This is a genomic window from Microcystis aeruginosa FD4, from assembly GCF_009792235.1.
In the GTDB taxonomy this organism is placed as follows: domain Bacteria; phylum Cyanobacteriota; class Cyanobacteriia; order Cyanobacteriales; family Microcystaceae; genus Microcystis; species Microcystis viridis.
The window spans coordinates 2,239,832-2,260,387 of the sequence record NZ_CP046973.1; the positions used below are offsets into that span (position 1 = coordinate 2,239,832).

Consider the following 20,556-nt stretch of genomic DNA (forward strand, 5'->3'; position numbering starts at 1 on the left):
CTACAGAGCGATTTTCAAAGCTGGGATATTATTCCTACGCAAGTCCCTAAGTTAAACTGATCACACAAAGAATAAGAGAGCCAGGAAACTGGCGCATACATTAGGAGTCTTTTGTCAAGTATTTCTTAACCTAATGTAACATTATCCCTGCTCAAAATGTAATCACGCTGCGGATAGAATCCCCTTGTCGCATCAGGTCAAAGGCCTCGTTAATTCTTGCCAGAGGTAGAACATGGGTGATTAAATCATCAATGTTAATCTTGCCTTCCATGTACCAATCGACTATTTTTGGTACATCTGTACGACCCCTTGCCCCACCAAAAGCCGTACCTTTCCAGACGCGTCCAGTGACTAATTGAAAAGGACGGGTACTAATTTCTTGGCCGGCCCCGGCTACACCGATAATAGTGGCAACACCCCAACCTTTATGGCAACATTCCAAAGCTTGACGCATAATCTGGACATTGCCGATACACTCAAAACTATAATCGGCCCCACCTTTAGTTAAATCCACCAGATAGGCCACTAAATCCCCCTCGATTTCTTGGGGATTAACAAAATGAGTCATCCCGAATTTTGCCGCTAAAGCTTGTTTCTGGGGATTGATATCGACCCCGACAATCATATCGGCCCCCACCAAACGGGCCCCTTGAATAACGTTTAAACCGATACCTCCCAGACCAAAAACCACCACTTTTGCCCCCGGTTCCACTTTAGCGGTATTAATCACCGCACCGATACCTGTAGTGACTCCGCAGCCGATATAACAGACTTTTTCAAAGGGAGCATCGGGGCGAATCTTGGCCAGGGAAATCTCCGGCAGTACGGTATAGTTAGCAAAAGTCGAGGTTCCCATGTAGTGATAAAGAGGCTGACCATCGAGGGAAAAACGACTGGTTCCATCCGGCATTACTCCCCGACCTTGGGTAAGACGAATCGCTTGACAGAGATTGGTTTTAAAGCTGAGACAGTATTCGCACTGACGACATTCGGGAATGTATAGGGGAATCACAGGATCGCCCACTTTCAGGCTAGTGACACCTTTTCCCACTTCTACCACGATTCCGGCCCCTTCATGGCCTAAAATTGAGGGAAATAAGCCTTCAGGATCGGCCCCAGAGAGAGTATAGGCATCGGTGTGACAAACTCCCGTGGCTTTGATTTCTACTAACACTTCCCCCGCTTGCGGTGGTGCTAATTGTACCGTTTCAATAGTTAGGGGTTTTCCCGCTTCTAGGGCAACTGCCGCTCGAACATCCATAGGCTCAAAGCAATAGGTTTTTTCCAGTATAATACCGTTAAACTGCTGAAGAGTTGTAATAGAACAATTCTCAACTTATCTCTATGTTAGTCCTCACCATCCGCGAAGAAGGAATTAACGATGGTGGCTTTACTGCTAGTCTCAATTTTGATAGCGGTAACAGCTACCCAATTACGGTTACTGACCCCTTTACTAACCAAGAAGAAAAACAACTAGAATGGTACTTTGAGGAATGGTTAGTATTTCCCACCCTAGACAGGGATAAAGCGCAAAAAGCCGCCAACAGCGTCCAAAACTATGGCAAAACCTATTTAAACAGGTTTTCCAGACTAATTTAAATGCTTATGGGGAATATCGAGACTTGCGAAAGCAGTTAAGTCAACTGCAAATTATTATCGAAAGTCAGTCGCCAGAATTTCAAGCTTTACATTGGGAAGCGCTGAAAGATCCTGATTTACCGCGTCCCTTTTCTATAGATTGTATCATCTCCCGCCAGCGTCGAGGGGCTACAGTTGTCCCGGTGCAAATGGCCACTTATCCTACTATCAATCTTCTGGTGGTGATTGCGCGTCCTAATGAGGAATCTGATGTTAACTATCGCACGATTTCCCGTCCTTTGGTAGAACTGGTAAATAGTAGTGAAATACCAGTAAAAATTGATATTTTGCGTCCCGGAACTTATGAATCACTAACCAGACATCTGGATGAGAAGGGAGAAGGATACTATCATGTTATTCATTTCGATGTTCATGGCGAATTGATGAAGTATGAACAGTACGAAAGACAGGTTCACGGGGACTCTTGGCGCTATCAAAGGGGATGGGGACTGGAGGATTTAGCAGAATATGAGGGAGTAAAAGCTTTTCTGTTTCTGGAAGGAGAAGAAAAAGGTCAAGCGACTCCGGTAGAAGCGACGGAATTAGCGAATTTACTCACCGGGAAAAATATCCCTATTTGTATTCTCAATGCTTGTCAGTCAGCAAAGCAAATTTCCCAGGAATCAGAAGACTATCGGGAAACCAGTTTAGGGAGTCGTTTGATGACTGCGGGAATGCAAGCTGTGGTGGCGATGGGATATTCGGTGACGGTTTCTGCAGCTAAGTTGATGATGAAACCAATTTATCAGCAATTATTGAACGGAAAAGACCTAACGGAAGCGATGCGAAAAGGACGGTTAGAGTTATTCAATAATAAGCAACGCCGCGCCTATTATAATACGATAATAGATTTAGAAGATTGGTTATTACCGGTGATTTATTGTCGCGGTAAAATTAATCTCAATTTGCGTCCATTTACTCCAGAAGAGGAGGAAAAATACTGGGAACATATCGGCAATCAATATGTCTTTCCTTTACCAGAATACGGCTTTGTGGGAAGGGATTTAGAAATTCTCAAAATGGAAAAGGCGCTGCTGAAACATAATATCCTTTTACTCAAAGGAATGGGAGGGACAGGAAAAACTACTTTACTCAATTATCTACGAGAATGGTGGCAGAAAACCAACTGGGCGACCCATATTTTCTATTTTGGTTATGATAGAAAAGCTTGGACGTTAGAACAGATTGTCTATGAAATCGGTCAGGGAATTTATAATCGCTTTGAACAGGCGAGTTTCCAAGGGATGAACCTGAGAGCGCGGGTAAAGAAACTAGAACAAAAACTCCGCAGTGAGGCGTATATTCTCATTTTAGATAATCTGGAGTCGGTGACGGGACAACCGTTAGCAATTCAGAATACTTTACCGGAGAATGAGAGGGAAGCAATCGCCGAATTTCTCAAGAATTTGGTCGGGGGAAAGACGAAGGTGATTTTGGGTTCTCGCAGTGAGGAAACTTGGCTGCAACGCAGGACTTTTAAGGAGAATATCTATCAGTTGCAAGGATTAGACCAAGAGTCGAGAACTGAATTAGCGGAGAGAATCTTAGAACGTCAGGCAAAGAGTCGGAAAAATGCGATTAAAAAGGATAATTATTTTAAACGCTTGATGAAGTTGTTGGCGGGGTATCCGTTGGCGATGGAAGTGGTGTTAGCGAATCTGAAGCGACAGTCACCGGAGGAGATTTGGCAAGGGTTACAGTTGGCGGAGTTAGTTAATGTGGGGGATGAAGATAAGACTAATAATATCATCAAGTGTGTGGAATATTCCCACAGTAATTTGTCGGAGGAGGCGCAGAAGTTGTTACTATGTTTAGCGCCTTTTAGTGGGTTTATTCACCGGGGTGTTATTCCTGAATATAGCCGACAACTACAGCAATTAGAACCCTTACAAGGCTATCAGTTTGATCAATTTGATGCAGCGATAGAAGAAGCGATTCATTGGGGACTGCTTTCGCCGATGAGTGAAGAATTGTCGAGTTTTTTGACTATTCAGCCCATTTTTCCCTACTTCTTGAAGACGAAGTTAAAGGAATTAGCACCAGAGACACAAGCAGCAATTTGGGAGGGTTTTAAGAATCATTACCGAGGCTTGGCAGATTATTATAGTAAATTACTAGATTCCAAAAATCCGCAAGAGAAGCAGTGGGGGATATTGTTCTGCCGCTGGGAGTATGAAAATCTGTTTAATGCTTTGCAGATTTGTTTGAAGAAGCAGGAAAATATTCATATTTTTTTCTGTTTACATCAATATTTCGCTGTTACTAAGGATGTTAGTAACAGACTGAAACTATGCGAGAGTGTCTGTCAGGCTTGTCAAACTTATCCTGAAGAGATTAAAACTGGGATAATCGGTGGTAATATTGCCAATGCTTTGGGCAATCTCGCCATCGCCTATCAAGATACAAAAAACTATGAACAAGCGAAACAGACCCTGCTAAAATTTATTGAATTAACTCAAAATCTCCAAGGGGTGGACGAGCAAAAAAAAGCCTATTCATTGGGTTCTGGATATCACAATTTGGGAATGGTAGCGCAACAATTGAGGGAATGGGTGCAGGCGGGGCACTACTACCGGCAGGCTCTCAAGATTTATATTGAATATGGGGATCGCTTTTCCCAAGCCAGACCCCTGCACAATTTGGGAGCCGTAGCACAAGAATTGAGGGAATGGGAGCTAGCCCGAAGCTACTACCAGCAATCCCTTAAGATCAAGATTGAATATGGGGACCGCTTTTCTCAAGCCAGCACCTTGCACCAGTTGGGAAACGTAGCGGCAGAATTGGGGAAATTGGAGCAAGCCCGAAGCTACTACCAGCAATCCCTTGAGATCAAGATTGAATATGGGGACCGCTTCTACCAAGCCATGACCCTGCACCAGTTGGGAAACTTAGCGCAAGAATTGAGGGAATGGGAGCAAGCCCGAAGCTACTACCGGCAAGCTCTTGAGATCTACATTGAATATGGCGCTGCCGGAGGCACGCAAAGCGCCCGCTATGAGCAAGCCAGCACCCTGCACAATTTGGGAAGGGTAGCGCAAGAAGTTGGGGAATTGAGCCAAGCCAAAAGTTATTACCTGCAAGCCTTACAAATTTGGGCAGAATTTAACGATAATTACAGCGTACAAACCTTTTCTTTGCCCCGTCTTGTTGCTCTTTATCAGCAAACGCAAGATGAGGAGATTTTCGTTGCTGTGGCTGATATTTTGGGGGTTGGGGTTGAGGAGGTGCGGGGTTTGGTCTAACTCCCCCCTAATACTAAATCCGGCTTTAAAAAGAGAGGGTGATGGGGTGATGGGGGGGTGATGGGGTGATGATCCTCCCTCACTCCCTCACGAACCTGGCTTGTTGTTGCGCTTCAGCGCTAACTATTTCGGGCTTGCTGAAAAAGTAAGGGCGAAGCATTCGGATAGGAAATCTACGGTTTCAGCGATAGGTTATCGCCCGAATGCTTCGCCCCTACAATGTTGTGATCTACGGATGAGGTGTAATAGCGAGAATAGTGATTTCCCCCGAATTAGGCCCATAACACCAGAAAATTCGATAGGCTCCTGGTGTATTCTGTTGGGCGTAGGCCTCAAAAACCTTCTGTGTCGGAGCGTAAGGGTTATCGAGAGAATTAAATTCATGGGTCTCCAGGCCTGGATGTCTTGGGTTTGCACTCAGGAGTTTGAGAGCTTTTGTTACCTGTTTGTAGAGACCCTCTTGTTTCGATGCTTTTGTTTTACCTTGAGCGAAGCGAGTCCTTTGAGCCTGTTCCGCTTCTGCTCGCAATTTGGATAGAGTATTTCGAGCTTCCTGTGTCTGTCGTAAAGAAAAACTCACCTACTCCTCGACCTCTTCAGGAATAGATGCAGCAAACTCAAACATAGCGTCTAAATCGACTGTTTCTTCAGCAAAATCTCCCCTGCGGGCTTCTGCGAGTCCCCGTTTGAGCGACTCGCGGACACTAGGATTCTGAAAAGCCCATAGTTCTCCCTCTGGAATCGCCACCATGGGAACCAAAAGAAGCTCCCCGCTTGCATTCATCAGTATTCGATAGTGACGGTTGCTACATTCAGTCCCAAGGCTAATCTGTCCCCAAGCATCAGCCTGAATATCTTCTTTAATGAGCGAAAAATTCTGATACTCCATCACGTCTCCTCCTCTCTTCATATACTTATTCTAGATAAGTTACCCAATTTGGGCAATAGGGTTATGTCCATTTAGCTCCTCACTATCTAAAGAAAACAGGTTAAACTTGTTCGGGCTAGAGCCTCGACAACAAACCCAGTTTGTAGTCGAAGCTCTCTTCGCTAAATTCTCTCCCCTTTCCTTGTAGGACAGGGTTCAGGGGAGAGGTCAATAATTAAGAACCCAATGCGATCGCAATATCTGGTAAAGATCAAGTATAATTAAGATAACCATGTTACTTAAAGAATAAAGTTAAGTTTGAATCTTCAATTGGTATAAATTATGCAACTCGAAGACTATTTTAATTTTCTTGCTCCTAACGATATTCGGCTAAAAGGAACCCGCGTCGGTATTGAAACTATTTTACACGATTTCATTTACCAAGCCAAAACTCCCGAAGAAATTGCTAATACTTATCCATCTTTAACCCTCGAACAGGTATATGCGACGATTCTTTATTATCTTCATGATAAAGAAAAAGTGAGCCAATACATCGCCGACTGGCTAGAATGGGGGCGAAAAATGCGAGAAGAACAGCGAAAAAATCCTCCGTCTGTGGTTGAACGACTGAGAAAATTGAAAGCTGAAATAACAGCCAAGCAGAAAGCTAATGACACTGAAATATTTAATTGATGAAAATGTTAATTCGGTGTATCCTCAACAATTGCGTCGCCGAGAACCAGAAATCATTATTCGAGTAGTTGGTGAACCAGATACACCAAAATTAGGTACATTAGACCCAGAAATCTTGATTTGGTGTGAGGTGATGGGATTTATTTTAGGGACAAATAATCGTGCTTCTCTGCCAGTACATTTAATAGAACACTTCAACCAAAACCGTCACATTCCTGGAATTTTTATTCTCAATCAAGATTTAAGTATTGGTGATAACTTGTTATAATTAATTGTAATTGCCAAAGGTTCTTTTGACAAGGAATATGAAGACCGAATTGTACATTTACCGTTAACTTAATCAAAGCCAAATGACCTTCTAAAGAAAACAGGTTAAACTTGTTCGGACTAGAACCTTGACAACAAACTAGGTTTGTTGTTGCACTTTCTTCGCTAAACTATGATTGACTTTGGAGGTTTTCTAGCTCTTTAGTAGCTTGTTGCCAATAGGCTAATTCTTCCTTTATTTTCATATTTTTAATGTCTTCATAGATTTTTTCGCTACCTAAACGTTTTATTGCCACACAATCAAATTGCTTAACCTTCATAATTAATAACCTCCAGAGGTGAATAAATATCTAGCTGTGAATATCCCTTGATTACATTAATAGCACGGTAAAGAGGAATTTTTTGAAAATGGACGATATGCTTAAAATTCCAACTCACAATCATTGTACATCCAGCAACACTTGCTAAAGCAACATGAAGCGCATCTAACATTGATTTCTGAGTCACCACACCATAATCAATATAAGCTTGCCTCAGTTGTAAAGCAGATTCAGTAATTTCAACTAACTCTGCATAGGTTATAACCTCTGCAAAAAATTGTCGAACCTTCTCAGGAGCAGGTTCAATTTCTCTTAAAACAACTGAAGAATTTATCAGGATTTTTTCGGCTTTTCTTGGCTATTTCAGCCTAATTTGTCCTGACAAGCTCAAGAATACGAAAGTTTTTGTCTAGAATTGCCCGGCCTGAGAGGGGAATGGTAAAGTTAGATAAGAAAATTAAAGATGGTGTGATTAAAATGAAATTTGCTGCTAGTACCTATTTTTCCCTGCTGCGCCATTGTGCCGTTCCTTTGCTGTCGATCGCTACTTTTACGCCAATTCTCTTAACTTATTTAGCCAAGGAAAAAGCAGAAACCCCGCAACCGCAGGCAAATCTAGAGACTTCCGCCTTTCCTTCCCCTATTATCCCATCTCCGATCGCACCCTTAATCGCGCCATCGCCGAAACTATTCCCCTCCCCCCAATCTTCTGCGACTCCAAAATCAGCACCCTCTCCCCAGTCTTCCCCCTCCGCGCCGAAAAAATTAGCAGCATCGGTTCGTTCCCCCAATACTTCCCCTAATACTTCCCCCGCTGCTGCTGCCAAACCGGTGACTAGACAACCTTTAGCGGTTCCCGCTAATTATACGCCGCCGGTCCTAGAAATTCGCGTGGCGATCAAAAGGGATGTGGCCAGTGTTTTGATGGGAGTTAACGGACCGGCGGTGATCACCGATCGCCAAGGTCGCGGTTTAAAAACGATTGCCACTAACGAGGGTTTACCGGTCATTCCAGAGGCCAATGGCTTAAAAATGGGCGATTTATCGCTGCCAGAGGTGATTTTTGTGCAGCCCACCAGTGCCGATGGTTTAGTTTATGTGGATGATAGTTGGTATCGGGGCAAAGTGCTGCTGGTGGCCCAAGGCGATCGCTTATTAGTGGTCAATCAGGTTAATTTAGAGGCCTATCTCTATAGTGTGGTGGGGAGTGAAATGCACTCCAGCGCACCAATGCACGCTTTAAAGGCACAGGCGATCGCCGCTCGCTCCTATGCCCTAGTACATATAATCCGCCCCGCTAATGCTTGGTTTCATCTGGGCAATAGCCAACGCTGGCAGGTATATAAAGGCATTCGCTCGGAGTATCAATCGACTCACCAAGCGGTTAATGCCACTGCTGGGCAGATTCTCAGCTATAAAGGCGGTGTAGTCGAGTCTCTTTATGCTGCCACCGATGAAATTGTCGCTTGGGCCCACGGTGGTCGCGGCATGAGTCAAACTGGAGCTTATAAATTAGCGGAAAAAGGCCTAGATTATCAACAAATTCTCGGTAATTATTATCCCGGAGTTGGTTTAGCTCGTCTAGTTCTCCAAAATTAGATTGATTGGCTTTCTCGATCGCTGGTGCTAGGCTGTTGACTATAGCAGGGAGAAATAGTTGAGCATTTGTACTAAAATTTCCAACAGCTTGCCGACCTGTTTCTTCTAGTTGATAACTGATAACTCAAATCTGATCACTGATAACTGATAACTGATCACTGATAACTGAAATGCCGACGATAGCAGATTTCTAGTAACCGTATTACAATAAACTTTCAAAATGCTATAGCAGTAAATCTCTCTATGAATAGCCCCTTTCTTGACTACCTCAACGGTCCCAAGCATCCCGTCCTCGTCTTTGATGGAGCGATGGGAACTTCCCTACAAAGCCAAAATCTGACGGCCGAGGACTTTGGTGGGGCAGAATACGAAGGGTGTAACGAGTATCTTGTCCATACGAAACCTAGCGCCGTAGCGAAAGTCCACGAAGCTTTTTTAGCAGTGGGTGCGGATGTGATTGAAACCGACACCTTCGGGGGAACCTCGATAGTTTTAGCCGAGTATGATTTAGCCGATCAAGCCTATTATCTCAACAAAAGCGCCGCCGAACTGGCCAAAGCTTGCGCTAATAAATACTCTACCCCCGAAAAACCCCGTTTTGTGGCGGGTTCCATGGGACCGGGGACAAAACTGCCCACTTTGGGTCATATTGACTTTGATACGCTCAAAAATGCCTATGTGGAACAGGTAGAGGGTCTGTACGATGGCGGGGCAGATTTATTATTAGTAGAAACCTGTCAGGATGTCCTGCAAATTAAAGCGGCTTTAAATGCTATTGAAGAAGTATTTCAGAAAAAAGGTCAACGATTGCCCCTCATGGTTTCGGTGACGATGGAAACCATGGGAACGATGTTAGTAGGAACAGAAATTAACGCCGTTGTCTCTATTTTACAACCCTATAAAATTGATATTTTGGGACTTAACTGCGCCACGGGTCCCGATTTAATGAAACCCCATATTAAATATCTCTCGGAAAATTCCCCTTTTATTGTTTCTTGTATTCCTAACGCTGGTTTACCGGAAAATGTCGGCGGTCAAGCTCATTATCGCCTCACTCCCCTAGAATTAAAAATGGCTTTAATGCACTTTATCGAAGATTTGGGAGTACAAATTATCGGCGGTTGTTGTGGTACTCGTCCTGACCATATTCAAGCTTTAGCGGAACTAAGTCAGGGTTTAACTCCGAAATCTCGTCATTATCATTATGAACCCTCCGCCGCTTCTATCTACAGCACCCAACCCTATATTCAAGATAATTCTTTTCTCATTGTCGGGGAAAAATTAAACGCCAGTGGTTCTAAAAAATGTCGGGAACTTCTCAATGCTGAAGACTGGGATAGTTTAGTATCGATGGCGAAAGCGCAGGTAAAAGAAGGGGCGCATATTCTCGATGTCAACGTCGATTATGTCGGCCGGGATGGGGTGCGCGATATGCACCAATTAGCCTCTCGTTTAGTTAATAATGTCACCCTACCTTTGATGTTAGATTCCACCGAATGGGAAAAAATGGAAGCGGGTTTAAAAGTAGCGGGGGGTAAATGTATCCTGAACTCCACTAACTACGAAGACGGGGAACCGCGTTTTTATCAAGTCTTGGATTTAGCGAAAAAATACGGCGCGGGGGTAGTAATTGGAACCATTGATGAAGAAGGAATGGGCCGCACTGCCGAGAAAAAATTCCAGATAGCTAAACGGGCCTATTATGCGGCGATAGAATACGGAATTGCTCCCTACGAAATCTTTTTTGATCCTCTAGCTTTACCGATTTCTACTGGTATCGAAGAAGACCGAGAAAATGGCAAGGCTACTATCGAAGCAATGGGCCGAATTCGCCAAGAATTGCCCGAATGTCACATTCTTTTAGGTGTGTCTAATATCTCTTTTGGCTTGAATCCGGCAGCGCGTCAGGTATTAAATTCTGTCTTCCTCCACGAAGCGATGCAGGTGGGGATGGATGGGGCAATCGTCAGCGCCAATAAGATTCTTCCTCTGGCAAAAATTGAACCAGAATATCAGCAAGTTTGTCGGGATTTAATCTATGATAATCGTCGTTTTGATGGCGATATCTGTGTTTATGATCCCCTGACCAAATTAACCGAATTATTTGCGGGTAAAACCACTAAAAAAGACCCCTCTAGTAATGCTAATTTACCCGTGGAGGAACGCTTAAAACAGCATATTATTGATGGGGAAAGATTGGGACTGGAAGAAGCTTTAAAGCAAGCTTTACAGGACTATCCACCCCTAGATATTATTAATATTTTTCTCCTGGATGGGATGAAGGTAGTGGGGGAGTTATTTGGTTCGGGACAAATGCAGTTACCTTTTGTTCTCCAATCAGCCCAAACTATGAAAGCGGCCGTGGCTTTTTTAGAACCCTTTATGGAGAAGAAAGAGGGGGATAATAATGCCAAAGGAACTTTTATTATCGCAACAGTTAAAGGGGATGTTCACGATATCGGTAAAAATTTAGTTGATATTATCTTGACCAATAACGGCTATAAGGTGATTAATTTGGGCATTAAACAACCCGTAGAAAATATCATCGAAGCCTACAAAGAACATCAAGCCGATTGTATCGCCATGAGCGGTTTATTGGTGAAATCGACGGCTTTTATGAAGGAAAATCTAGAGGTTTTTAATGAAAAAGGAATCACCGTTCCCGTTATCCTTGGTGGGGCAGCTTTAACTCCCAAATTTGTCCATGATGACTGTCAAAAAACCTACAAGGGACAGGTTATCTATGGTAAAGATGCCTTCTCTGACCTGCATTTTATGGATAAATTAATGCCCGCTAAAGCTGAGGGTCAATGGGATGATGGCAAAGGCTTTTTAGCGGAGTTTGCCGAGGCAGAAAAAACTACGGTTGTCGCAGAAGAATTAAAGGTTAATCCCGATACTATTTTTACCGATGGCACTGTGAACCAAGAATTAGTTATTGATACCCGTCGTTCGGAAGCGGTGGCAGTTGATATTCCCCGACCAACACCGCCCTTCTGGGGTACTAAAATATTAACAGCAGCAGAAATTCCCATCGAGGAGGTTTTCTGGTATTTAGACCTACAAGCTTTATTTGTCGGTCAATGGCAATTCCGCAAACCACAAAGCCAATCGAAGCAAGAATACGACCAGTTTTTACAGGAAAAAGTTCATCCAATTCTAGCAGCATGGAAAGAGAAAATTGTCAAGGAAAATTTACTAAACCCCACATTAATTTATGGTTATTTTCCCTGTCAGTCGTCCGGTAATTCCCTCTTAATTTACGATCCCGAATCGATACAAGCGGGCGAAAAACCCGAAAATCTGCAACCGATCGCCATTTTTGAGTTTCCTCGCCAGAAATCTGGTCGTCGTCTCTGTATTGCTGACTTTTTCGCCCCGCAGGAATCCGGTATCATCGACGTTTTCCCGATGCAAGCGGTGACAGTGGGGGAAATCGCCACGGAATACGCTAAATCTCTCTTTGATGCCAACGAATATACCGAATACCTCTATTATCACGGCATGGCCGTCCAAACCGCCGAAGCTATGGCTGAATGGACCCACACCCGCATCCGTCGCGAGTTAGGTTTCGCCGAGTTCGATCCTGATAATATCCGCGATATACTACAACAGCGTTACCGGGGTTCTCGCTATAGTTTCGGCTATCCCGCTTGTCCCAATATTCAGGATCAATACAAGCAATTAGATCTGTTAGGATGCGATCGCATTGGGATGTCTATGGACGAAAGCGAACAATTGTACCCAGAACAATCCACCACCGCCATTATCACCTATCACCCCACCGCTAAATACTTTAGTACCTAATCAGTGACCAGTGATCAGTGATCAGTGATCAGTTATCAGTGATCAGTGATTCAGTTATCAGGTGTGAGTTTTTATCGGTAAAACCCCACACCCCACACCCTACACCCTACACCCCACACCCCACACCCCACACCCCACACCCCACACCCTACACCCCACACCCTACACCCCACACCCTACACCCCACACCCCACACCCCACACCCCACACCCTACACCCCACACCCTACCCCCACCGAAAAACTTTTTCAGCAAACCCTAATTAGGGCAGCCATTCCAGTAAAATTCCCAGGGAGCTATCTTTACGAGCGCGGGAATTTTGGGCTTGAATATCGGCAGCTAAACGTAAATTAGAGGTAATCGCATAACCAACCGAAAGAGTAGTCAATCCCACCTCGTTAGCACCCCCTGGGGAGATAAAACTCTGACTGACGGTGATATCTGCCGCCCCCGTGCGAGAAAGGGCTAATTTGAGCTTTAATCCTAAGTTAAGCCCATCGGTGCTGTAATTTCCCGTTTGAATGTAACGATAGCCCACCATGGGAGCCAGATTGACATAATCGCCCAAAGGGAGGAAATAGTATTGTAAATTTGCTCCTATGGCCGTCCTTTTGCCGTTAAAAGCCGTCTGATAATCGCCACTTAGGGTTAAACTGGTTTGACCGAAAAACACATCTTCTACCCCCAAAATCACGCCACTGGAATTATCGCTAGAAGGAAACTCGGCATATCCTAAACGGATACGAGTGCGAAAACTAGGATCATTGCGAATATCTTCGGCGATATCGGGTATTTTTTCTAACCAACGCTCTAAAACGGGGCTTTCTTGCCGAATTTTCGGGTCTAAGTCTAACTCCGTTTCTGCCCACACCGGACCAATCGCCCCCCATAATAAACCAAGAGCGATCGCATTTACAGAACAGCAAGAGAGCTTAAACATGATCTGCATTATAATCAAAAAAGATCAGATTCCCCGCTATTCTTGAGAGGACGAGGGGCAGTAGGAGCAGCAATAGTGGTCAGAATATTAAAACTTTCGCAATTAAGTAGCGCGGAACGGGCAAAACTTCAGAAAAGAGCCGAGTTAGATATTGATAACGCCCTCAAAGTCGCTCAAACGGTGATAGAAACCATCCGCGAGCGGGGAGATGCCGGCGTTGTGGACTATGTGCGGCGTTTTGACTACGAGGGTGCGACGGTAGAAAATATCAAAGTCAGCGAGGCAGAATTTGAGCAGGCTTTTCAGTTAATTGAACCGGAAGTGAAAACCGCTATTGAACAGGCTTTCCGGAATATTCAAGAGGTACATCGTCGCCAAATGCCGGAAGAAATACAACTGGCAGAAATTGAAACGGGTGTCTTTGCCGGCGAAAAAATCTCTCCTATCCCCAGTGTGGGTTTATACGTTCCCCGGGGCCGCGGCGCTTTTCCCTCGATGATGTTAATGTTAGCCATACCGGCAATGGTGGCAGGAGTGGAAAGAGTTGTGGTTTGTACTCCCCCCGATAAACAGGGCAACGTGGAACCGGTTTCTCTGGTGGCGGCGCGCATGGCTGGAGTCAAAGAAATTTATAAATTAGGGGGCGTACAAGCGATCGCTGCTTTAGCTTTGGGAACAAAAAATATCAAAAGGGTTGACAAAATTACCGGTCCGTGCAGCGTCTATGGGGCGGCGGCCAAGCGGTTACTGTTCGGCACTGTGGATGTGGGTTTGCCGGCAGGTCCGAGTGAGTCGATAGTTTTGGCCGATGAGTCCACCGATGCCCGTTTAGCGGCCTTGGATTTATTAATTGAAGCGGAACACGGGGCGGATTCGGCGGCTTTATTAGTCACCCACTGTGAACAGGTGGCGATCGCTGCTAGTGAGTATGCACAGGAATACCTGCAAAAACTCCCGGATTGGCGACGGGAATTCTGTGAGGCGGGTTTAGCCGCCTATGGGGGCATAATTTTAACCGATAGTTTGCAGCAATCCCTCGATTTTGTCAATGAGTACGCCCCGGAACATCTAGAGCTTTTAGTTAGTAATCCTTTTGCCATTCTGGGCAAGATTAAAAATGCTGGAGAAATTCTCCTGGGCAATCATACTCCTTCCTCTATGGCTACCTACGCCATCGGGGTAAATGCTGTGCTGCCGACAGGAAGTTTTGCTCGTTCCTATTCGGCGGTTTCGGTTTATGATTTTCTGAAACGCTCCACTTTGGCTTATGTCACCCCTGAAGGCTTTGAAAAGTTAAAAGAAACCACAAAAACTTTAGCCGAGTACGAGGGTTTTCCCGCCCATAAATTAGCAATTCAACACAGGGAAATTTTACTCTAAATACAGGGAATAGGAAACAGGGAATAACTCTGATTTATTATCCTGTCTCCTATCTGCTACTATGATAAGAGCAGAGAATCAGGTAAGCATTTTATGAAAAAATTAATTGTTATTTTAATTCTGGGTTTTCTGAGCGAACAAATATCAATAAAATCACCAATTTCTGGCAATCAAACCCTCAATAATTTAGCCGTAGCTAACAACAATAATCGTCCCAATCCCCAGAAAAAACCTAGTCCTTCTCCACAATTCCGCTGCGATGGTAGAACTCACTGTTCCCAGATGACATCCTGTGCAGAAGCAACTTTTTTCTTGAGAAACTGCCCCAATGTCAAAATGGATGGAGACGGTGATGGAGTTCCCTGTGAAAGTCAATGGTGTGGAAAAAAATCCTCAGAAAAATGTTGGGAAAGTTCTCAAAATAACTAATTTTGGTTCCTCACCCCAATTCTCTTACTTCGAGAAAGAATCGGGGTAGAAACAATTAAGAAGCGGTAATCACGGGAGAATTAAGATATTGATAATTCCAGTCCGATTGTTGCCAAACGCGACCATCAAGGGCAATTTGTTCGATTAAACTAGCTAATCGTAAAGCTTTTAAAGCTTGTTCCCCACCGACAGAAGGTTGGTCCCCACCGCGCACACAATGAACAAAATGTTCTAATTCCGCGTGTAGGGGTTCAATATTGCTGGTATAAACTTTTTCAATTAAACCATCTTGACGGTAGAGAACTTGACCGTAATCGGTGCTATAGTTAGCGGTGGTTTGCCGGTGAATGAGGATTTCATTATTGAGAAAATCCGCTTCTGTGAGAGAATTTTTACAGTGGGCCGCTAAACGGCGAATCTTGCGATGAGTCACCTTACTAGCGGTTAAATTAGCCACTACTCCATTACTAAAACCAAGGGTGGCAGTGACATAATCGAGATAACCGGAATCAGTGGCAGCGCGACTACCACTAGCGGTTAATTTCACCACAGGAGCGGCGACTAATTCTAAAATTAAATCTATATCGTGGATCATTAAATCTAACACCACCGACACATCATTAGCGCGCTGGGAATAGGGACTCATGCGATGGGATTCAATCGCTAAAATCTCCTCGGTTTTCAAGACTTTCGATAACTCTTGGAAAGCGGGATTAAAACGCTCGATATGACCCACTTGCAGGATACAATCGTGATCGGCTGCTGCGTTGACTAAAGATTCCGCTTCACTAATACTAGCGGCGATCGGTTTCTCGATCAAGGTATGTACTCCCGCTTGCAGACAGTCCATCCCGACTCGATGGTGTAACCGCGTGGGGACAGCGATACAAACCGCATCTACCCTAGGTAAGAGGTCTAAATAATTTTCAAAAAAACGGACTCGGTATTTACTGGCAGTTTCCAGTCCCTTTTCGACGTTGACATCGGCCACCCCGACGAATTCCACGTCTTTTAATAAACTCAGGATGCGACTATGGTGTTGTCCCATGTTACCGACCCCGATAACCCCGACTTTAATCGGTTTCAGTTGATTTCTATTACCCGGAAAGTTTGCTGGTTGATTGGACATGAATTTTAGACTCCTGTGTTCACACTCCTCACACCACTTGATTAAATTAATCAAGCTGATTTTGTCCATTAATTACCAAGATGGTATCATGGTTATCCAGATTCTGACACGATGTCGGTGTCAATGGGGGTTCTAAGAAGATTTTCTGATTTCATCTGCGGGTTTTTACTCCTAAATGCTTATCAAAACATCATCCCTGAGTAGCGAGGACTACATTCAGCTAAATTTTAACTATGGACAATTCAACGGATTTGAACTCCTTACGGGGATTAAGTGTTTTTTTGCTAGGAATGATGGGGGCCGGCAAATCCACCCTGGGAGAGTTGCTTTCCCGACGTTTACAATATCGTTTTTTTGATACAGATATATTAATAGAAAGGGTCGCGGGAAAGAAAATCAGGGAAATTTTTGCCGACGAGGGAGAAGCGACTTTTCGGGAGTTAGAAACCCAAGTTTTGGCCGAATTATCCTCTCTGACTAAAACTGTGATTGCTACCGGGGGAGGGATGGTTTTAAAACCGATAAATTGGAGTTATCTTCGTCACGGTTTAATGATTTGGTTAGATGTTCCTCTGGAAGTCTTGGTTAAACGTTTAAAACAAGATACCTCTCGTCCCTTGCTTGAGTCCACTGATTTAGAAAGTAAACTGGAATTATTATTAGAACAAAGACGAGGACTTTATGCAGAAGCAGATCTTCGGATTGTTGTTTCTGACCTAGATACACCTGCTGATATCGTTGAGAAAATTTTAACAGCAATACCGACGGTGATTAAAGATTTTCATCCAGAAAGGGATCATAACTAATGACAGCAGCTTCAATTTTTGATTTACCTGAACTAATTCCTGACCGAGAAATTCTGGAAATTTTGGCCCAAAGTCAGGCTATTCGTCTGGAAAGAATTATTTCCACTGGTCAAACCACTCCCATCGGTCAATGGTACGATCAATCTGACTTTGAATGGGTAATTTTATTACAGGGTTTTGCCGAGATTAGTTATGAAGATGGCAGCCGAGTTAATCTGCAAGCAGGGGATTATCTACTGATTCCTCCTCACCAAAAACATCGAGTCGAATTGACTAGCAATAATCCCCCTTGTATTTGGTTAGCTATCCATTATCGCTAGTAAAATCTAGTTTCTAACTAGGGTCTGCTGAATAAATCTAAAAACCTTGTTGGATAAGACTTTTGGACTTTTTTCCCCTCAAAAAGTGCCAGCCATTGGAGTGATCGGGGGTAAAATTAAGGTACTTTTTCCCTGAAAATTAGGTAACTGACTACCTCAAAATCGGTAAAACCCTACACCCTACACCCTACACCCTACACCCCACACCCTGCCCCCACCAACAAACTTTTTCAGCAGACCCTGACTATTGCCAGCGATCGAATAAATCGGTTAAAACGATATTAGAAAACAAAAAACCTTCAGGGTCGCTTAATCTGACCCTGCTATCCCCCTCAATTATTACTAGATTACGCTGTTTATGCGGCTCTAAGACCTCTAAAATTGTTTTTTTGATTTCCGAACCAAAATTAGCTTCAATGGCGGGTAAACTCACTCCTTCCGCTAACCTTAACCCCAGCATCAAGGTTTCGAGAAGATCATCGATAAAACTATTTTTCTCCACCTCAATTGGGCAGCCTTCTTTCACCCAAGCGAAATATTCACGACTTTTGCGCGGACGGGTAAAACGTTGTTGATGAAGATAACTAGCAGCCCCCATACCAAAACCGTAATAGGGACGATTTTCCCAGTAAACTCGATTATGGCGGCATTGATAACCCAGTTTAGCATAGTTAGAAATCTCGTAATGTTGATAACCAGCTAAAGCTAGTTTTTCACCAGCTAAAACATACATTTTCGCCGTGGTTTCATCATCGGGTAAGGGTTTTTTCCCCGGTTGATACTGTTTACCGAAAGGAGTAACCGCTTCTAAGACCAAATCGTAACAGGAAAGATGGGCCGGCTGCAGTTCGATCGCTTTTTCTAGGGAATTTTCCCAATCTGTGAGGGTTTGTTGTGGCAATCCCGAAATCAAATCCAAACTATAGTTAACTATTCCCAATCCCCGAATTAATTCCACTGCCTGATAGATATCCTGAACAGTATGCGATCGACCAGAAACCTGTAATAATGGTTCTTGAAAAGCCTGTACTCCTAAACTAACCCGATTGACTCCTGCGCTAAGATAACCCTGTAATTGTTCTAAACTAAAGGTAGCCGGATCAATCTCCATAGAAATCTCTATATCGGCCGCAAAATCAAACTTTTTGGCTAAAGTATCTAGAATTGTCCCTAATAATTCCACTGGTAACAGGGAAGGAGTCCCCCCCCCCAAAAAAAATTGTTTCTAGAGGTTTCCCGGTTCCCTGACTAAGGCTAATTTCTTGTTGTAATATTTCCCCATACTCAATCACGGGGGGAAAAGTCGCTGGATTGGTGTGATTACCGACGACAAAAATCGGGAAATCACAGTAAAAACAGCGCCGACGACAAAAGGGAATATGAATATAAACCGAGGTTACGGGGTGAAAATAGGACATTAAAGCAGTTATCAGTGAACAGTGAACAGTAATCACAGAAAACGGGTTTCTCGGAGAAACCCGTTTTCTACTCATGCACTCATGCAAAACGGAGAATAAATAATCAGTTTTTAATAACTGGATTTAATATCCTACAGCCTTTCTCGTCAAGGTGAAGCAGAGACTAACCCTTGCTAATCAAGCATTTTAGATGCAAGAACGAACCTCATCTATCTGAGAAACGCTGTAACTCGCATCTGATAACTGATTCAAGGCTGAGGACTGTAATTTCGTTTATCTTCGTTAAGATGTATTATGGCTGGGGAGAACATCTCCTAGAATGAAAGCAACTTTCCCGACACAAATTAGGAGAAACCCACGGATATAATATAAAAGCATCCATACTCATTATTTTATCTACCATCATTCCCCTCTATCCTCTCTGGTATTATCCCCATGCTTGATGCTGTCATAATTTTACTATTCGTCTTCGCTATTGCCAGTATTGGTTATAGTGGTGTGGACTTGCTGCCGGTTACTGTCCAGTCGCAAATCAGCAATATTGAAGCTTTACGCTGGTTATCGGCGGGTTTTGCCTCAATTATTGGTTTAGCCCTTGGTTTAGTTGCCCAAACTACCTATCGTCGTCTAGAAATCCAAGTACGACAAACTCCGATCGAAGTTATTTTAACCCGTTCGGTCGGTCTAGTTATCGGTTTGTTGATTGCTAATCTGATCCTAGCTCCGATTTTCTTCCTACCGATTCCCAGAGAATTCTCGTTTATCAAGCCGATAATCGCCATTTTAGGCAGTGTTATGTTTTCCTATCTGGGGGTTAGTTTAGCTGATACCCACGGTCGCACTTTTTTGCGTCTGATTAACCCCAATAGTATGGAATCAATTTTAGTGGCAGAGGGAACCCTGCAAGCGGCCGCCACCAAAGTTGTTGACACCAGTTGTATTATCGATGGTCGTATCGAACAATTGTTAGACACGGGATTTGTCGAGGGACAGATACTCATTCCCCAATTTATCCTTCAGGAATTGCAACAGTTAGCGGATGGCAGTAACGACCAAAAACGAGTTAGAGGAAGACGAGGATTAGATATCTTAAACCGGATGCAGCAAGAATTCCCTGATCGCATTGTCATTCATCCGGCCGATTATGAGGATATTAGCACTGTAGATGCTAAATTAGTCCATCTTGCCCAAGAAATTAACGCCACCTTGCTCACTAACGATTATAATCTCAGTAAAGTGGCCAATCTGCAAAAAGTCACCATCTTGAATGTCAACGATCTCGCTCAAGCAGTACGCCCGATCTACTTGCCCGGGGATACGTTGGATCTGAAAATTCTTAAAGCAGGAAAAGAACCCACCCAAGGCATCGGTTATCTAGAAGATGGCACGATGGTAGTGGTAGAAGAAGGAAAAGATTATCTAGGGGGAGAATTACGGGTAGTGGTGACATCTGCACTGCAAACCTCTGCTGGACGGATGATTTTTGCGAAACCCCAAAATTCCCTGATTGCTTAAAGGGAATAAAACCTAAAAAAGCCTCAAATACAGGGCCAGAGGGGATTGTATTTGAGGAATTTCATTTTTTAAGGGAAGTTAAGTCACTAACTGAACCATCTAGCCAATTTATATCTAAGGGACTTGCGTGGGAATAATATCCCAGCTTTGAAAATCACTCTGTAGAAGAATCAGACCAGCCAGATG

At 43.8% G+C, this 20,556-nt stretch carries 16 protein-coding genes and 3 pseudogenes; 11 read left to right on the forward strand and 8 right to left on the reverse strand.

The window, feature by feature from the left end:
- Positions 1–151: 151 nt before the first annotated feature.
- Positions 152–1,261, reverse strand: coding sequence for an S-(hydroxymethyl)glutathione dehydrogenase/class III alcohol dehydrogenase (locus GQR42_RS11360; RefSeq protein WP_158200070.1), 1,110 nt, complete (start codon positions 1,259–1,261; stop codon positions 152–154).
- 83 nt (positions 1,262–1,344) lie between these two features.
- On the opposite strand from GQR42_RS11360, the pseudogene GQR42_RS11365 reads away from it, so the two are divergent.
- Positions 1,345–4,880: pseudogene (locus GQR42_RS11365) on the forward strand (tetratricopeptide repeat protein).
- Positions 4,881–5,109: 229 nt separating this feature from the next.
- Here the strand turns inward: GQR42_RS11365 and GQR42_RS11370 are convergent.
- Both GQR42_RS11370 and GQR42_RS11375 read right to left on the reverse strand, forming a co-directional pair.
- Positions 5,110–5,460, reverse strand: coding sequence for a hypothetical protein (locus tag GQR42_RS11370; RefSeq protein ID WP_158200071.1), 351 nt, complete (start codon positions 5,458–5,460; stop codon positions 5,110–5,112).
- Complete coding sequence (locus GQR42_RS11375; RefSeq protein ID WP_158200072.1) at positions 5,461–5,769, reverse strand: hypothetical protein; 309 nt, start codon at positions 5,767–5,769, stop codon at positions 5,461–5,463.
- Positions 5,770–6,090: 321 nt separating this feature from the next.
- On the opposite strand from GQR42_RS11375, the gene GQR42_RS11380 reads away from it, so the two are divergent.
- The gene (locus tag GQR42_RS11380) at positions 6,091–6,441 is read left to right on the forward strand and encodes a DUF433 domain-containing protein (RefSeq protein WP_158200073.1); all 351 of its coding nucleotides are present in this window, start codon (positions 6,091–6,093) and stop codon (positions 6,439–6,441) included.
- Positions 6,419–6,781 (forward strand): annotated as a pseudogene (locus tag GQR42_RS11385) (DUF5615 family PIN-like protein). Before GQR42_RS11380 ends, GQR42_RS11385 begins: the two are co-directional and overlap by 23 nt.
- Positions 6,782–6,878: 97 nt before the next feature.
- Here the strand turns inward: GQR42_RS11385 and GQR42_RS27710 are convergent.
- Positions 6,879–7,028 (reverse strand): hypothetical protein, encoded by a 150-nt coding sequence (locus GQR42_RS27710; protein WP_002766465.1) that lies wholly within the window; start codon positions 7,026–7,028, stop codon positions 6,879–6,881.
- The gene (locus tag GQR42_RS27715; RefSeq protein ID WP_199273307.1) at positions 7,018–7,200 is read right to left on the reverse strand and encodes a hypothetical protein; all 183 of its coding nucleotides are present in this window, start codon (positions 7,198–7,200) and stop codon (positions 7,018–7,020) included. Before GQR42_RS27715 ends, GQR42_RS27710 begins: the two co-directional genes overlap by 11 nt.
- Positions 7,201–7,463: 263 nt before the next feature.
- On the opposite strand from GQR42_RS27715, the gene GQR42_RS11395 reads away from it, so the two are divergent.
- The 3 genes from GQR42_RS11395 (at position 7,464) to GQR42_RS27720 (ending at position 12,787) form a co-directional block, all read left to right on the forward strand.
- Entirely contained in the window at positions 7,464–8,627 is a 1,164-nt protein-coding gene (locus GQR42_RS11395; protein WP_158200074.1) for a SpoIID/LytB domain-containing protein, read from the forward strand.
- Between the two features lie 243 nt (positions 8,628–8,870).
- On the forward strand, positions 8,871–12,434 hold the full coding sequence (gene metH / locus GQR42_RS11400; RefSeq protein WP_158200075.1) for a methionine synthase: 3,564 nt from the start codon (positions 8,871–8,873) through the stop codon (positions 12,432–12,434).
- A 38-nt stretch (positions 12,435–12,472) separates the two neighbouring features.
- Complete coding sequence (locus GQR42_RS27720; protein ID WP_199273308.1) at positions 12,473–12,787, forward strand: hypothetical protein; 315 nt, start codon at positions 12,473–12,475, stop codon at positions 12,785–12,787.
- Here GQR42_RS27720 and GQR42_RS11410 read toward each other — a convergent pair.
- On the reverse strand, positions 12,696–13,382 hold the full coding sequence (locus GQR42_RS11410) for a hypothetical protein (RefSeq protein ID WP_158200076.1): 687 nt from the start codon (positions 13,380–13,382) through the stop codon (positions 12,696–12,698). The two genes, GQR42_RS27720 and GQR42_RS11410, sit on opposite strands and share 92 nt — an antisense overlap.
- A gap of 66 nt (positions 13,383–13,448) precedes the next feature.
- Here GQR42_RS11410 and hisD point away from each other — a divergent pair, with 66 nt between their 5' ends.
- Positions 13,449–14,753 (forward strand): histidinol dehydrogenase, encoded by a 1,305-nt coding sequence (gene hisD / locus GQR42_RS11415; protein WP_158200077.1) that lies wholly within the window; start codon positions 13,449–13,451, stop codon positions 14,751–14,753.
- A gap of 93 nt (positions 14,754–14,846) precedes the next feature.
- Positions 14,847–15,182: an excalibur calcium-binding domain-containing protein gene (locus GQR42_RS11420; protein WP_158200078.1), complete on the forward strand. Its 336-nt coding sequence runs from the start codon at positions 14,847–14,849 to the stop codon at positions 15,180–15,182.
- Positions 15,183–15,237: 55 nt separating this feature from the next.
- Here GQR42_RS11420 and GQR42_RS11425 read toward each other — a convergent pair whose 3' ends face one another.
- On the reverse strand, positions 15,238–16,311 hold the full coding sequence (locus GQR42_RS11425; RefSeq protein WP_158200079.1) for a Gfo/Idh/MocA family protein: 1,074 nt from the start codon (positions 16,309–16,311) through the stop codon (positions 15,238–15,240).
- A gap of 233 nt (positions 16,312–16,544) precedes the next feature.
- On the opposite strand from GQR42_RS11425, the gene GQR42_RS11430 reads away from it, so the two are divergent.
- Together GQR42_RS11430 and GQR42_RS11435 are read left to right on the forward strand one after the other, a co-directional pair.
- Positions 16,545–17,117: a shikimate kinase gene (locus tag GQR42_RS11430; protein WP_158200080.1), complete on the forward strand. Its 573-nt coding sequence runs from the start codon at positions 16,545–16,547 to the stop codon at positions 17,115–17,117.
- Positions 17,117–17,437, forward strand: coding sequence for a cupin domain-containing protein (locus GQR42_RS11435; RefSeq protein ID WP_158200081.1), 321 nt, complete (start codon positions 17,117–17,119; stop codon positions 17,435–17,437). The genes GQR42_RS11430 and GQR42_RS11435 overlap by 1 nt, the downstream gene beginning before the upstream one ends.
- Before the next feature lie 244 nt (positions 17,438–17,681).
- Here the strand turns inward: GQR42_RS11435 and hemW are convergent.
- Positions 17,682–18,855, reverse strand: a pseudogene (gene hemW / locus GQR42_RS11440) (radical SAM family heme chaperone HemW).
- Between the two features lie 435 nt (positions 18,856–19,290).
- Between hemW and GQR42_RS11445 the strand changes: the two are divergent.
- Positions 19,291–20,370 (forward strand): PIN/TRAM domain-containing protein, encoded by a 1,080-nt coding sequence (locus GQR42_RS11445; protein ID WP_158200082.1) that lies wholly within the window; start codon positions 19,291–19,293, stop codon positions 20,368–20,370.
- The last annotated feature ends 186 nt before the right edge of the window (positions 20,371–20,556 follow it).

Excerpts from the sequence above, each read along its gene's own strand:
- GQR42_RS11360 (WP_158200070.1), bottom strand. The coding sequence starts at position 1,261 with ATGGATGTTCGAGCGGCAGTTGCCCTAGAAGCGGGAAAACCCCTAACT.
- GQR42_RS11375 (WP_158200072.1), bottom strand. The coding sequence starts at position 5,769 with ATGGAGTATCAGAATTTTTCGCTCATTAAAGAAGATATTCAGGCTGAT.
- GQR42_RS11380 (WP_158200073.1), top strand. The coding sequence starts at position 6,091 with ATGCAACTCGAAGACTATTTTAATTTTCTTGCTCCTAACGATATTCGG.
- GQR42_RS27710 (WP_002766465.1), bottom strand. The coding sequence starts at position 7,028 with ATGAAGGTTAAGCAATTTGATTGTGTGGCAATAAAACGTTTAGGTAGC.
- GQR42_RS27715 (WP_199273307.1), bottom strand. The coding sequence starts at position 7,200 with ATGTTAGATGCGCTTCATGTTGCTTTAGCAAGTGTTGCTGGATGTACA.
- GQR42_RS11395 (WP_158200074.1), top strand. The coding sequence starts at position 7,464 with ATGGTAAAGTTAGATAAGAAAATTAAAGATGGTGTGATTAAAATGAAA.
- metH (WP_158200075.1), top strand. The coding sequence starts at position 8,871 with ATGAATAGCCCCTTTCTTGACTACCTCAACGGTCCCAAGCATCCCGTC.
- GQR42_RS11410 (WP_158200076.1), bottom strand. The coding sequence starts at position 13,382 with ATGCAGATCATGTTTAAGCTCTCTTGCTGTTCTGTAAATGCGATCGCT.
- GQR42_RS11420 (WP_158200078.1), top strand. The coding sequence starts at position 14,847 with ATGAAAAAATTAATTGTTATTTTAATTCTGGGTTTTCTGAGCGAACAA.
- GQR42_RS11425 (WP_158200079.1), bottom strand. The coding sequence starts at position 16,311 with ATGTCCAATCAACCAGCAAACTTTCCGGGTAATAGAAATCAACTGAAA.
- GQR42_RS11430 (WP_158200080.1), top strand. The coding sequence starts at position 16,545 with ATGGACAATTCAACGGATTTGAACTCCTTACGGGGATTAAGTGTTTTT.
- GQR42_RS11435 (WP_158200081.1), top strand. The coding sequence starts at position 17,117 with ATGACAGCAGCTTCAATTTTTGATTTACCTGAACTAATTCCTGACCGA.
- GQR42_RS11445 (WP_158200082.1), top strand. The coding sequence starts at position 19,291 with ATGCTTGATGCTGTCATAATTTTACTATTCGTCTTCGCTATTGCCAGT.